This window comes from Massilia jejuensis (assembly GCF_042656795.1).
Taxonomy (GTDB): domain Bacteria; phylum Pseudomonadota; class Gammaproteobacteria; order Burkholderiales; family Burkholderiaceae_D; genus Telluria; species Telluria jejuensis.
Genome location: NZ_JBHSMS010000021.1, coordinates 33704 through 46661 on the forward strand (window position 1 = coordinate 33704; position 12958 = coordinate 46661).

General features: G+C 63.9%; 13 protein-coding genes. 11 read left to right on the forward strand and 2 right to left on the reverse strand.

Annotated elements, in window-relative coordinates:
- Positions 1–461 precede the first annotated feature (461 nt).
- From aceA to ACFPOU_RS05365, 3 genes are all read left to right on the forward strand, one after another.
- A complete protein-coding gene (gene aceA / locus ACFPOU_RS05355) occupies positions 462–1760 on the forward strand; it encodes an isocitrate lyase (RefSeq protein ID WP_379717959.1) in 1299 nt (432 codons plus the stop codon).
- A 172-nt stretch (positions 1761–1932) separates the two neighbouring features.
- Positions 1933–3222, forward strand: a complete 1290-nt coding sequence (locus tag ACFPOU_RS05360) for a 23S rRNA (adenine(2030)-N(6))-methyltransferase RlmJ (RefSeq protein ID WP_379717961.1) — start codon at positions 1933–1935, stop codon at positions 3220–3222.
- A 209-nt stretch (positions 3223–3431) separates the two neighbouring features.
- On the forward strand, positions 3432–4703 hold the full coding sequence (locus ACFPOU_RS05365; RefSeq protein WP_379717963.1) for an EAL and HDOD domain-containing protein: 1272 nt from the start codon (positions 3432–3434) through the stop codon (positions 4701–4703).
- A gap of 42 nt (positions 4704–4745) precedes the next feature.
- Here the strand turns inward: ACFPOU_RS05365 and ACFPOU_RS05370 are convergent, their stop codons facing one another.
- Positions 4746–5495, reverse strand: coding sequence for an SAM-dependent methyltransferase (locus ACFPOU_RS05370; protein ID WP_379717965.1), 750 nt, complete (start codon positions 5493–5495; stop codon positions 4746–4748).
- A gap of 18 nt (positions 5496–5513) precedes the next feature.
- Entirely contained in the window at positions 5514–6128 is a 615-nt protein-coding gene (locus ACFPOU_RS05375) for a Maf family nucleotide pyrophosphatase (RefSeq protein ID WP_379717967.1), read from the reverse strand.
- Between the two features lie 181 nt (positions 6129–6309).
- On the opposite strand from ACFPOU_RS05375, the gene ACFPOU_RS05380 reads away from it, so the two are divergent.
- From ACFPOU_RS05380 to fabF, 8 genes are all read left to right on the forward strand, one after another.
- The gene (locus tag ACFPOU_RS05380) at positions 6310–6807 is read left to right on the forward strand and encodes a YceD family protein (protein WP_379717969.1); all 498 of its coding nucleotides are present in this window, start codon (positions 6310–6312) and stop codon (positions 6805–6807) included.
- Between the two features lie 180 nt (positions 6808–6987).
- Entirely contained in the window at positions 6988–7170 is a 183-nt protein-coding gene (gene rpmF / locus ACFPOU_RS05385; RefSeq protein ID WP_055936259.1) for a 50S ribosomal protein L32, read from the forward strand.
- Between the two features lie 188 nt (positions 7171–7358).
- On the forward strand, positions 7359–8384 hold the full coding sequence (gene plsX, locus ACFPOU_RS05390) for a phosphate acyltransferase PlsX (protein ID WP_379717971.1): 1026 nt from the start codon (positions 7359–7361) through the stop codon (positions 8382–8384).
- Between the two features lie 28 nt (positions 8385–8412).
- The gene (locus ACFPOU_RS05395; RefSeq protein WP_379717973.1) at positions 8413–9396 is read left to right on the forward strand and encodes a beta-ketoacyl-ACP synthase III; all 984 of its coding nucleotides are present in this window, start codon (positions 8413–8415) and stop codon (positions 9394–9396) included.
- A 40-nt stretch (positions 9397–9436) separates the two neighbouring features.
- Positions 9437–10375: an ACP S-malonyltransferase gene (fabD, locus tag ACFPOU_RS05400; protein WP_379717975.1), complete on the forward strand. Its 939-nt coding sequence runs from the start codon at positions 9437–9439 to the stop codon at positions 10373–10375.
- A 29-nt stretch (positions 10376–10404) separates the two neighbouring features.
- Positions 10405–11142 carry a 3-oxoacyl-ACP reductase FabG gene (gene fabG, locus ACFPOU_RS05405; RefSeq protein WP_379717977.1) on the forward strand — a complete coding sequence of 246 codons (738 nt, stop codon included), beginning with the start codon at positions 10405–10407 and terminating at the stop codon, positions 11140–11142.
- A gap of 182 nt (positions 11143–11324) precedes the next feature.
- Positions 11325–11564, forward strand: a complete 240-nt coding sequence (gene acpP, locus ACFPOU_RS05410; protein WP_020653257.1) for an acyl carrier protein — start codon at positions 11325–11327, stop codon at positions 11562–11564.
- Between the two features lie 26 nt (positions 11565–11590).
- A complete protein-coding gene (fabF, locus tag ACFPOU_RS05415; RefSeq protein ID WP_379717979.1) occupies positions 11591–12838 on the forward strand; it encodes a beta-ketoacyl-ACP synthase II in 1248 nt (415 codons plus the stop codon).
- Positions 12839–12958 lie beyond the last annotated feature (120 nt).

Below are 12958 nucleotides of genomic sequence, written 5' to 3' on the forward strand. Positions count from 1 at the left end.
ATTGTATGGAGAAAGGGTTTCAATTGCACGTCCTTGGTAGGCCAGTCACTGGCGGTTTCGTTAAATAGCAGGTTCGACACGACCGCAGCTTGCCGGGTTTGATGATTTTCGTCAATATAATAAGTTTGAAAGAAACATTTATAGATAAAATGCAACATAACTGCATTCCCATTACTGCGCATGAACGATTCCCGGTGACGCCACGCCGCTGCGAATACCACAATGTGAAACGCTGATGGTCTTCCATGAAAAGCGCAGCACGCTGTACGCCAAATCCGCTCCCATGCTGAGAAATTATTTACCACATCATGAAAATTCGATTGTTAGTCATTGATTCTAAAAAATAAAAATATAGTCAGATGTCTTATAGAAGACAGATGGTGCGGTGCGGAACCTGAGCTATGATTTCAGTAACGGATTTCATTTGGCAATCGAGCTCATTCATTATCGGGAGAAGGAAGATGGCAACGCGTGAACAGCAGGTCGCAGCATTGCAAAACGACTGGGACACCAATCCACGCTGGAAAGGGGTAGTGCGCAACTACACCGCCGACGACGTGGTGCGCCTGCGCGGTTCGCTCCAGATCGAGCACACGCTGGCCAAGCGCGGCGCCGAAAAGCTGTGGGACCTGGTCAACAACGAACCCTTCGTCAACGCCCTCGGCGCCCTGACCGGCAACCAGGCCATGCAGCAGGTCAAGGCTGGCCTGAAGGCCATCTACCTCTCGGGCTGGCAAGTGGCGGGCGACGCCAACCTGGCCGGCGAAATGTACCCCGACCAGTCGCTGTACCCCGCCAATTCGGTGCCGATGGTGGTGCGCCGCATCAATAACACGTTCCAGCGTGCTGACCAGATTCAATGGTCCGAAGGCAAGGACGACATCGATTACTTCGCTCCGATCGTGGCCGACGCCGAAGCGGGCTTCGGCGGCGTGCTCAATGCCTTCGAACTGATGAAGTCGATGATCGAGGCGGGCGCGGCCGGCGTGCACTTCGAGGACCAGCTCGCTTCGGTCAAGAAATGCGGCCACATGGGCGGCAAGGTATTGGTGCCGTCGCGCGAAGCTGTCGAAAAGCTGACCGCCGCCCGCCTGGCGGCCGACGTGATGGGCACCTCGACGCTGGTGATCGCCCGTACCGATGCCGAAGCGGCCGACCTGCTCACCTCCGACGTCGACGCCAACGACCGCGCCTTCTGCACCGGCGAGCGCACCGTCGAAGGTTTCTACAAAACCCGTGCGGGCATCGACCAGGCCATTTCGCGCGCCCTGGCCTATGCCCCGTTTGCCGACCTCGTCTGGTGCGAAACGGGCAAGCCCGACCTGGCCTTTGCCAAGAAGTTCGCCGCCGCCGTGCACGCCAAATTCCCGGGCAAGATGCTGGCCTATAACTGCTCGCCATCCTTCAATTGGAAGAAGAACCTGGACGACGCCACGATCGCCAGGTTCCAGACCGAACTGGGCGCGATGGGCTACAAGTTCCAGTTTATTACCCTGGCCGGCTTCCACGCGCTGAACTACGGCATGTTCAACCTGGCCCACGGCTATGCGCGGCGCCAGATGTCGGCTTTCGTGGAGTTGCAGGAAGCCGAATTCGCCGCCGCCGGCAAGGGCTTCACTGCCGTCAAGCACCAGCGCGAAGTGGGCACAGGCTATTTCGACGCCGTCACCCAGACCATCCAGCAACACCAGAGCTCGACGACGGCGCTGCACGGCTCGACCGAGGACGAACAGTTCTTCGACGAAAAGAAAGTCGCCTGAAGCGTCCAGCCCGGCCGCGTCCGGGTGCGATGCATGGAGCCGCGGCGCACGCCCGCGGCGTCGTTCGTTTCGAGGCGATTATTTTCGGTGCATGGCGGTTGTGGTGGATAATGTCGGCAATTGCACCGCTTCGCGCGGCTGCCGCATCGACCTTTAGACTGGAATCCCCCTTATGTTGAGCTACCGCCACGCCTTCCACGCGGGTAACCACGCCGACGTCCTCAAGCATTTCGTGCAAGTGCAGTTGCACCAGTACATGAATCAAAAGGACACGGCCTATACCTATATCGACACCCATTCGGGCGCCGGCGTGTATGCGCTCGACAGCAGTTTCGCTACCAAGAAGGCCGAGTTCGACACCGGCATCGGCCCGCTCTGGAACCGCACCGACCTGCCGCCGGCCCTGGCCGATTACATCAACCTGGTCAAGGGCATGAACCCGAGCGGCAAGATGCGCTATTACCCGGGTTCGCCTTACGTGGCCGACAAGATGACGCGGCCCGAGGACCGCCTGCGCCTGTTCGAATTGCATCCGGCCGACAGCAAGATCCTGGCCGAGAATTTCCGCAAGGCCGAGGCGCACAAGGCCGAGCAGGGCGAGCGCGCCCGCGGCCGCCGCGTGATGATCGAGCGCGGCGACGGTTTCCAGAGCCTGAAGGCCTTGCTGCCGCCGCCGTCGCGCCGCGCGCTGGTGCTGATCGACCCGCCCTACGAGGTCAAGGACGACTACCGCAAGGTCAAGGACGTGCTGGAAGAAGCGCTCGGTCGCTTCCCTACCGGCATTTTCGCCGTCTGGTATCCGCTGCTCCAGCGCATGGAGTCGCGCCAGTTCGCCGACCGCCTGAAACGCCTGGCGGCCAAGGAATGGCTGAACGTGACCCTGACCGTGTCGACGCCGGGCCCGGACGGTTTCGGCCTGCACAGCAGCGGCATGTTCATCCTCAATCCTCCGTACACGCTGGAACCCTTGCTGCGTGAAGTGCTGCCTTACCTGGTGAAGGTGCTGGGCAAGGATACGGGCGCGACCTTCGTGATCGAGCGCGGCACCCAGGTCACCGGTGCGGCCTCGGCGCGCGTGGGCGCCGGCGGCACGGCGCGCCAGCCGATCGGCAATGCACGCCGCGCCAGCCCGCTGTCGGGTACCGGCAGCCTGCGCCTGCCGGGCCAGGCCGCGCCAGCGCGCGCCGAAGCGGCGCCCGACGTGCGCCGTCCCGATGGCGCAGTGGCGAGCAAGGTGGGCGCCGCCGAACGCGCCAAGCGCTTCTCGCGTGCGGACGGCGCGGCGCCGGCCGCGGGCGAGGCCAAGGCTCCCCGCGCGCGCTACGCGGACGAGCGTGCCGGCACGTCGGGCACGCGGCCTGAGCGGGCGGCCGGTGCCCGTGCGGCCTCGGGGCGTCCGGTCGCGCCGGGCGCCCCGCGGGCGGCCGCGGGTGCGGCGCGTGCGCCGCGCAAGCGCGGCTGAAACGGCTTTCCCGGGGGCTGCGCGCGGCTCCCGTCCCACATCTTCACCCCGCCAGGGGTGGCAGCCCCTTTTTAGCAACGCGGCAGTGCGTTCGTTTCGATGTAAAAATGTAAAGATTCGCGCGATGGTGTATAGTCGGAAGAGGTGCGCACCCATGCGCGTGCCTTGCCGCGCCTGTTGTGCGGCAACGGTTTCTAGGAGTGTTTTACATGCATACCGAAGCAAGGGCGGTATCGACGATGCCGTCCGACGAATTTTTCCTGGCGCGCCAGCCCATTCTCGGGCGCGACCAGATTCTGGTTGCTTACGAGCTGCTGTTTCGCGCGGCCGGCGAGCATGACGACGCACGCCTGACCGACGGCGCCGCAGCCACCGCGGCCGTGATTTCCCATGCTTCCCAACTCGGCCTACGGCAAGTGGTCGGCAATAAACTTGCATTCGTCAATGTCGACGAAGTCGTCCTGATGAGCGACTACGTCCGTTTCCTGCCGCCGCATAAGGTTATCCTCGAAATTCTCGAAACCGTCAAGCCAACTGAGCCGTTGCTGGCGCGCGTGGCCGAGCTGAAAGCGCTCGGCTTCAAGTTCGCGCTCGACGACGTCATTCACCATACCGACGAAGTCGGCAAGCTGCTGGACCTGGTCGATGTCGTCAAGATCGACTTGCAGGGCGTGGCGCCCGAGGCGCTGGCGCACCTGGTGGCCTCGCTGCACAGGACGGGCAAGAAGCTGCTGGCGGAAAAAGTCGAAACCCAGCAGGAGTTCCGCCTGTGCCTGGAGCTCGGCTTCGACTACTTCCAGGGCTATTATTTCGCGCGGCCCCTGATCCTCAGCGGACGCAAGATCACGCCTTCCGAAATGGTCATCCTGCACTTGCTCGAACTGATCAATTCCGATGCCGACGTTGCCGCCATCGAATCGGCCGTCAAGCGCGATCCCCTGATCAGCCTGAACCTGCTGCGCCTGGTGAACAGCCGCGCCGCCGGTCCCGACGGCCGCATCGAATCCGTCGCCGAGGCCCTGGCCCAGCTCGGTCGCAAGCAGTTGCGCCGCTGGCTGCAAATCCTGCTGTACGCCACGCCGGGCAGCAAGGTCGAACTCGATTCGCCGCTGCTGCAGCTGGCCACCACGCGCGGCAAGCTGCTCGAACTGATGTCGCTGCAGGTGCGTCCGGGCGACGTGACCGGCGCCGAGCGCGCCTTCACGGTCGGCATCATGTCGCTGGCCGACGCGCTGTTTTCGATGCCGATGGCCGACATCCTTGACAACGTCGAGCTGGCCGACGAGGTACGCGGCGCGCTGCTTGCGCGCGCCGGCGACCTGGGTGCGATGCTCGACGTCGTCGAGCGCCTGGAAAAGGCCGACACCGGCCGCCAGTTCACCGGCGCCCTGCGCCGCCTCGGCCTGACCCCGAAGCAGATGCGCGAGATCGAGCTCGCCGCCTTCGACTGGGTGCGCGAACTGGTGCGCGACGCGGCCTGATGCACCGCGCGAGCGGCCGGCCGCCTTGCGCGGATCGGCCTTCTACTGGCCCAGGAACAGGAACACCGTCGGCTTCTTGTGGAAGTCCGGCATCTTTCCCGCCGCCAGTTGCGCTTTCCACCTGGCGGCGGTCATCGTGCGCACCGATTCGGTCCCCAGCGACAAATCGGTCGCCACGCAGACCAGCGTGCCCGGCTGGCAGCCCGCCACCAGCGCTTCGAGCATCTGCCCGTTCCGGTACGGCGTCTCGATCAGCAGCTGCGTCTGCTTTTCCGAACGCGAACGCGCTTCCAGTTCGCGGATGCGCTTGGTGCGCGCCGCCGCATCGGTCGGCAGGTAGCCGTTGAAGGCGAAGCTCTGGCCGTTCAGGCCGCTTGCCATGACGGCCAGCAGGAGCGAGGAAGGGCCGACCAGCGGACGCACCGTCACGCCATGCTGATGGGCCAGGCGAACCAGGTCGGCGCCCGGATCGGCCACGGCCGGCACGCCCGCTTCCGACACCAGCCCGGCGTCTTCGCCGGCCAGTAGCGGCGCCAGCAGTTCGGCCAGGCTTGCCGCAGGTGTGTTGACGTTCAGTTCGGCGATGCGGATTTCTTGCAGCGGTTTCGCCAGCGGATGGTCGATGGCAATCAATTTCAGGAAGGCGCGCGCCGTCTTCGCGTTTTCGGCGACGAAATAGCCGAGCTGCGAAGCGATCGCCTGCACCTGGCCGGGCAGGATGTGGGAAAGCGCGCCGGGCGCGGCATCGGTGGGGCCGAGGGTGTTCGGAATCAGGTAGAGGGTGCCGGGCATGGGTCGATGGAATGTAGATTAAACGCCGAAGAAAGCCACGCCGGCGCGGCGCAGCATGCCGGTCAGGGCGATCAAGGGCAGGCCGGTCAGGGCGGTCGGATCGGAGCTGTCGATGCGCTCGATGAGGGCGATGCCGAGGCCTTCGTTCTTGGCGCTGCCGGCGCAGTCGTAGGGCTGCTCGATGCGCAGGTAGGCGTCGAGTTCGGCGTCGGGCAAGTCGCGAAAACGCACGAAGACTTGCACGTTTTCCACTTGCGCGGCGGCGGCGGGATCGGCCGCGCGGCCATCCCACAGGCACAGCGCCGTATGGAACACGACTTCGCGCCCGCGCATCGTGCGCAGTTGCGCCAGCGCGCGCGCATGGTCGCCGGGCTTGCCGATCTGCGCGCCGTCGAGGGTGGCGACCTGGTCCGAGCCGATCACGAGCGCGCCCGGATGGCGCAGGGCGATCGCCCCGGCCTTGGCGCGCGCCAGGCGCAGGGCGGTGGCGTCGGGGGCCTCGCCGGCGAGCGGCGTCTCGTCGACATGGGGAGCGATGGCCTCGAAGGGCAGGCGCAGGCGGCCCAGCAGGTCGCGCCGGTAGGCCGAGCCCGACGCTAAAATCAGGCGCGGTACGGCAGAACTTGGTATCATGTGCGCGCTCGAAAAATAAACAAGAAAAATGGATCCTTCACGCATCCCGGCACGCATTGCCGACGAATGCAGCGGCGCTGGCGCCACGGACGGCGGCGCGGAGCCAAAAAAAGCGCCAAGTCTTTGACTGCGCGCGGAAAACCCTGTTATTATCGCAGGTTTTCCGGGGACGTTTTCTGCAATGAGCGCTTTTGTCATCGACGCCTTTGAATTCTGCCGCACGAGCGGCTATCGCGAAGGGGTGACCGCGCTGACGGAAATGAGCCGCCTTGCCGCCGATTGCGCCAACGCCAGCGGCGAGATCGCCTGGTCGATCCAGGGCGGCACGACCCCGCAAGGCTATCCGACCATGACCGTGGCCGTGACAGGCCCGGTGCAGCTGGTATGCCAGCGTTGCCTGGCCCCGTTCGATTACCAGATCGATTCGGCGACCCAGCTGGTCCTGGGCCGCGACGACGAGGAAGCCGATCAGTTCGAACAGATCCTCGACGATGAAAACATCGACGTGATCGTCGGCAGCCACGCTGCCGATATCCGCGAACTGCTCGAGGACGAAGCCCTGCTGGCATTGCCGCAGGCGCCGAAACACGAGGTATGTCCGGGCACCACGCTGCTCGACACCCTGCAGTCCGAAAAGGTCTCGCCGTTCGCCGGCTTGAAGAGCCTGAAAACCGAATAAGCAATAGGCAGTTGGCAGGTGTAGTAAGAAAGAACGTGTCAGGCGCGTGCACAGTCGAGTATGTCAGGGCAGCGTTTCAAACATGTCGGCAATCGTGAGGTTGCCGGTGGGATACTCGATGCGCATGTTTTTGCAAATCGGTTGTGTTAGAATTTTAGAACTTTAGTATTAGGAGTCATCATGGCAGTTCAGCAGAATAAGAAGTCCCCATCGAAGCGCGGCATGCACCGTTCGCACGATTTCCTGGTTGCACCTAACCTGGCAGTCGAGCCTGTGACCGGTGAAACCCACCTGCGTCACCACATCAGCCCGAACGGCTTCTACCGTGGTCGCAAAGTCCTGAAGACCAAGAACGACGAGTAATCGCCGTCTTGTTTTTCTGTACCATGAAAGCGGTGCAACGTATGTTGAGTGCGTGGCGCCGCTTTTTATTTGTCCCGGTTGCCCATGTCGGCGCATCACCTCGGTTGCTTGTCCGGACCGGCACGCGCTCGCTGCGCGCTCGCACCTTGCCGCCCACCGTCGCGTGAGCCGCGGTATTACCCCCACAGATGACAATTAAAATATCCATCGACTGCATGGGCGGGGACCACGGTCCCTCCGTTACCATTCCCGCAGCCTTGTCCTTCCTGAAGAAGCAGCCGGAGGTCGAACTGGTCCTCGTCGGCCTGGAAGAGACGCTGCGCGCAGAGCTCAAGAAACACCATGCCGCCTCGACGCCACGCCTGACCATCAGGCATGCCTCCGAAGTGGTGGCGATGGACGATCCGATCGAAGTGGCGCTGCGCCGCAAGAAAGATTCCTCGATGCGCGTCGCGGTCGAGCTGGTCAAGGACGGCGGCGCCCATGCCTGCGTCTCGGCCGGCAACACCGGCGCCCTGATGGCCGTGTCGCGCTACGTGCTCAAAACCATGGCCGGCGTCGACCGTCCCGCCATCTGCTCGATCCTGCCGAACCAGAAGAACGAGCCGACCTACATGCTCGACCTGGGCGCGAACGTCGATTGCAGCCCGCACCACCTGCACCAGTTCGCGATCATGGGATCGGTCCTGTTTTCGGCCATGGAAGGCGTGCCCAGGCCGACCATCGGCCTGCTCAACGTCGGCACCGAAGAAATCAAGGGCAACGAGGTCGTGAAGGAAACGGCGCTGCTGCTGCGCGCCGACCACGAGCGCGGCATCCTGAATTTCCACGGCAACGTCGAGGGCAACGATATCTTCAAGGGCACGACCAATGTCGTCGTCTGCGACGGATTCGTCGGCAACGTCACCCTGAAGGCCATCGAAGGCCTGTCGCGCTTCATGAAGTCGGTCTTCAAGCAAAGCGCGCTGTCGATGCTGGGCGCGCTGATCGCGCGCGGCGCACTGAAAAAGCTCAATCCGGAACGCTACAATGGCGCTGGACTGCTGGGCTTGAGGGGCCTGGTTTTCAAGAGCCACGGCGGCGCGAACGCGTATGCCTTCGAATGGGCCATCAAACGCGCTTTCGATGCGGCGAAATATAATGTACAAGAGCAACTCTCGGCGATGATCGCCGAACTGATGCCAGATACGCCTGACGCCCAGCGCCAGGTTTGATTGACGACGGAACTCGGGTGGAAACGCAATGACTGTCTACAGCAAAATCATCGGCACCGGCAGCTACCTGCCGGCGCGCAGGGTCGGCAACGACGAACTGGCGGCGGAACTGGCCGCCAAGGGTATCGAGACCTCGGACGAGTGGATCGTTTCGCGCAGCGGCATTTCTGCGCGCCACTACGCCGCGGCCGGACAGAATTCGTCGGACCTCGCGGTCGAGGCGGCGCACCGGGCGCTCGCCATGGCCGGCAAGTCTCCGGCCGAGATCGACATGGTGATCGTCGCCAGTTCCACACCCGACTTCCAGGGCAGCTTCCCGAGCACGGCCTGCATCGTCCAGCAAAAGCTGGGCATGCTCAACGGTAGCGCGGCCTTCGACGTCCAGGCCGTGTGCAGCGGCTTCGTGTATGCGCTGGCCACGGCCGATGCCTTCATCAAGTCGGGCATGCACCGGACCGTGCTGGTGATCGGCGCCGAAGTATTTTCGCGTATCCTCAATTTCGAAGACCGTACCACCTGCGTGCTCTTCGGCGACGGCGCCGGCGCCGTGGTGCTGACGGCCTCGCAAGAGCCAGGCATCCTGGCCTCGAAGCTGCATGCCGACGGCACCCATGCCGACATCCTGTCGATTCCGCCCAATCCCGCCGGCAGCCCCGCCAGCGGCGGCTTCCTGCACATGGATGGCCAGGCCGTGTTCAAGCTGGCCGTGACGGTGCTCGAGGAAGTCGCCGTCGAGGTGCTCGCGGCCGCGCAGATGCAGGCTTGCGACGTCGACTGGCTGATCCCGCACCAGGCGAACATCCGCATCATGAAGAGCACGGCCAAGAAGCTCGGCTTGCCGATCGAGCGCATGGTCGTCACGGTGCACGAGCATGGCAACACTTCGGCAGCCTCGATTCCGCTGGCCCTGGATCTTGCAGTGCGCGACGGTCGCATCAAGGCAGGCGACAATATCTTGATGGAAGGCGTCGGCGGCGGCTTCACCTGGGGCGCGATTCTGGCGCGCATGTAATTGCCTCGCAGCGCCGTTACTGACAAGGACACATAAAAAGATGAGCAAATTCGCATTCCTGTTTACCGGCCAGGGCGCGCAAGCGGTCGGCATGCTGAACGGTTTTGAAGGCAACAGGGCGGTCGACGACACCGTCGCCGAGGCATCCGATGCCCTCGGCATGGACCTCAAGCGCCTGATCGCCGAGGGCCCCAAGGAAGACCTCGACCTCACCACCAACACCCAGCCGGTCATGCTGACCGCCGCCGTGGCCGTGTATCGCGCCTGGATCGCCGCCGGCGGCCCGGCCCCGAGCATCGTCGCCGGCCACAGCCTGGGCGAATACTCGGCCCTGGTGGCCGCCGGCGTGATCGATTTCAAGGACGCGGTGCCGCTGGTGCGCTTTCGCGCGCAAGCGATGCAGGATGCGGTGCCGGTCGGGCAGGGCGGCATGGCCGTCGTGCTGGGCCTCGGCGCCGACGACGTGCGCGCCGTCTGCCTCGAAGCGGCCGAGGGCGACGTGGTGGAGGCGGTGAACTTCAACGAGCCGACCCAGATCGTGATCGCCGGCCACGCCGCCGCGATCGACCGCGCCTGCGAGATCGCCAAGGCCAGGGGCGCCAAGCGCGCCATGAAGCTGGCGGTGTCGGCGCCGTTCCACTCCTCGCTGCTCAAGCCTGCCTCCGACCGCCTGCGCGCGTACATGGCGCCACTGGCCTTCCACGCGCCGCGCATCGATTTGATCAACAATGTCGACGTCGCCATCGTGGGCGACCCGGACGCGATCAAGGATGCCCTGGTGCGCCAGGCCGCCGGCCCCGTGCGCTGGGTCGAGACGATGCAGAAGATGGCGGCGGGCGGCGTCACCCGCGTCATCGAATGCGCCCCGAGCAAGACCCTGATCGGCATGGCGAAACGCATCGATCCGGTGCTGGCGGGCGAAGCGCTGACGGACCAGGCCGCGCTCGAGCGCGTACTGGAAAGCATCAAGGGCGCTTGAGCCCCTGTCTAGATAAGGAAAAGAACTACATGAATCTGCAGAACCAAGTCGCTCTCGTCACCGGCGCCTCGCGCGGCATCGGCAAGGCCATCGCACTCGAGCTGGCCCGTCAAGGCGCGACCGTCGTCGGTACCGCCACCAGCGAATCCGGCGCCCAGGCCATCACCGCCTACCTGGCCGAATTCGGCGGCCAGGGCCTGGTGCTCGACGTCACCGATGCCGCGCGTTGCACGGCCGTCATCGACGAAGTGCAAAAGAACTTCGGCGCCGTCGCGATCCTCGTCAACAATGCCGGCATCACCCAGGACAACCTGGCCATGCGCATGAAGGACGAGGAGTGGGACAGCGTGATCGCGACCAACCTCACCGCCGTCGGCCGCCTGTCGCGCGCCGTACTGCGCGGCATGATGAAGGCCAGGGCCGGGCGCATCATCAACATCACCTCGGTCGTCGCTTCGTCCGGCAACCCGGGCCAGATGAACTACGCCGCCGCGAAAGCGGGCGTGGCGGGTATGACGCGCGCGCTGGCGCGTGAAATCGGCAGCCGCAACATCACCGTCAATTGCGTCGCGCCGGGTTTCATCGATACCGACATGACCAAGGGGCTGGGCGAAGGCCAGCACGAAGCGCTGCTTGCGCAGATTCCGCTGGGGCGCCTGGGCCAGCCGGAAGACATCGCCCACGCGGTGGCTTTCCTGGCCGGTCCGACGGCCGCCTATGTCACCGGAACGACCGTGCACGTGAATGGCGGCATGTACATGAATTGAAGGCCGAGCGGCCGCGAACGGGGCAAACGGTTGACATACGCCTTATTTACATCGCGGCGAAATCTCATCTTTTAGCAGGAGTTTCGGCCGAATTAGCGTCAGACGCCGAAAATAGTTTTTCAGCGCGCAAACCTGATAAAATGCGCGCACTTTCCGCAACACATACCTAATGGAGCCATAACATGTCGGATATCGAACAACGCGTTAAAAAAATCGTCGCTGAGCAACTGGGTGTTGCTGAAGCCGACATCAAAATCGAGTCGTCGTTCGTGGACGATCTCGGCGCAGATTCCCTGGACACCGTCGAACTGGTGATGGCCCTGGAAGACGAGTTCGAAATGGAAATCCCTGACGAGCAGGCTGAGAAAATCACCACCGTCAAGCAGGCGATCGACTACGCCACCGCGCACGTCAAGGCCTAAGCTGTCTTAGTTTCCGGGAGAATCGCTTGAGCCGTTCACGCAACCGCCGCGTCGTCATTACCGGCCTGGGCTGCATTTCACCTATCGGCAACACGATTGCCGAAGCGTGGGACGCCGCACTGGCCGGCAAGTCGGGCATTGCCAACATCACCAAGTTCGATGCAACGCCGTTTTCGACCCGCTTCGCGGGCGAAGTCAAAGGCTTCAATATCGAGGATTACATCCCCGCCAAGGAAGCCCGCAACATGGATACCTTCATCCATTACGGCATGGCAGCCGGCATCCAGGCCTTGCAGGATTCGGGTCTCGAAGTCACCGAGGAAAACGCCGACCGCATCGGCGTGATCGTCGGTTCCGGCATCGGTGGATTGCCGCGGATCGAAGAACAGAAGGACGAGTACGACAAGCGCGGCCCGCGCCGCATTTCGCCATTCTTCGTGCCGGCCTCGATCATCAACATGATTTCGGGCGACCTGTCGATCAAGTACGGCCTGCGCGGTCCGAACCTGGCGATCGTCACGGCCTGCACCACCGGCCTGCATTGCATCGGCGCGGCCGGCCGCCTGATCGAATACGGCGACGCCGACGTCATGATCGCCGGCGGTGCCGAGTCGACCATCTCGCCGCTGGGCCTGGGCGGTTTCGCTTCGGCACGCGCGCTGTCGTCGCGCAACGACGATCCTGCCACCGCTTCGCGTCCCTGGGACCGCGACCGCGACGGTTTCGTGCTGGGCGAGGGCGCCGGTGTCATGGTGCTGGAAGAGTACGAGCACGCCAAGGCGCGCGGCGCCAGGATCTACGCCGAGCTGCTGGGCTTCGGCATGAGCGCCGATGCGAACCACATCACGGCGCCGATGGAAGACGGCAGTGGCGCCAGCCGCTGCATGGTCTCCGCCATGGCGAACGCCGGCATCAACGCCGACCAGGTGCATTATGTGAACGCGCACGGCACGTCCACGCCGCTGGGCGACCTTGCGGAAGTGCAGGGCATCAAGCGCACCTTCGGCGACCATGCGCGCAAGCTGGTCGTCAACTCGACCAAGTCGATGACCGGCCACCTGCTGGGCGGCGCGGGCGGGCTGGAATCGGTGTTCACGGTGCTGGCGATCCATCACCAGGTCTCGCCACCGACGATCAACATGTTCAACCAGGATCCGGCCTGCGATCTCGACTTCGTGGCGAACGCCGCCCGCGAGATGCAGATCGACTATGCGGTCAAGAACTCGTTCGGCTTCGGCGGTACCAACGGTACCCTCGTGTTTGGCAAGGTATAGTCCGCGGGGCGCGTGAAGCTCCTCCATCGAGAATTTTCACGCGCCCGGTCGAACCTGCCGTGCCTGGTCTTGTCTAATAGGCTAGGCGCCTGACTCTGCCGCATTCCGCGCGCGGCAGGC

Excerpts from the sequence above, each read along its gene's own strand:
- fabD (WP_379717975.1), top strand. The coding sequence starts at position 9,437 with ATGAGCAAATTCGCATTCCTGTTTACCGGCCAGGGCGCGCAAGCGGTC.
- fabG (WP_379717977.1), top strand. The coding sequence starts at position 10,405 with ATGAATCTGCAGAACCAAGTCGCTCTCGTCACCGGCGCCTCGCGCGGC.
- rpmF (WP_055936259.1), top strand. The coding sequence starts at position 6,988 with ATGGCAGTTCAGCAGAATAAGAAGTCCCCATCGAAGCGCGGCATGCAC.
- aceA (WP_379717959.1), top strand. The coding sequence starts at position 462 with ATGGCAACGCGTGAACAGCAGGTCGCAGCATTGCAAAACGACTGGGAC.
- acpP (WP_020653257.1), top strand. The coding sequence starts at position 11,325 with ATGTCGGATATCGAACAACGCGTTAAAAAAATCGTCGCTGAGCAACTG.
- ACFPOU_RS05360 (WP_379717961.1), top strand. The coding sequence starts at position 1,933 with ATGTTGAGCTACCGCCACGCCTTCCACGCGGGTAACCACGCCGACGTC.
- ACFPOU_RS05365 (WP_379717963.1), top strand. The coding sequence starts at position 3,432 with ATGCATACCGAAGCAAGGGCGGTATCGACGATGCCGTCCGACGAATTT.
- ACFPOU_RS05375 (WP_379717967.1), bottom strand. The coding sequence starts at position 6,128 with ATGATACCAAGTTCTGCCGTACCGCGCCTGATTTTAGCGTCGGGCTCG.
- ACFPOU_RS05370 (WP_379717965.1), bottom strand. The coding sequence starts at position 5,495 with ATGCCCGGCACCCTCTACCTGATTCCGAACACCCTCGGCCCCACCGAT.
- ACFPOU_RS05395 (WP_379717973.1), top strand. The coding sequence starts at position 8,413 with ATGACTGTCTACAGCAAAATCATCGGCACCGGCAGCTACCTGCCGGCG.
- ACFPOU_RS05380 (WP_379717969.1), top strand. The coding sequence starts at position 6,310 with ATGAGCGCTTTTGTCATCGACGCCTTTGAATTCTGCCGCACGAGCGGC.
- plsX (WP_379717971.1), top strand. The coding sequence starts at position 7,359 with ATGACAATTAAAATATCCATCGACTGCATGGGCGGGGACCACGGTCCC.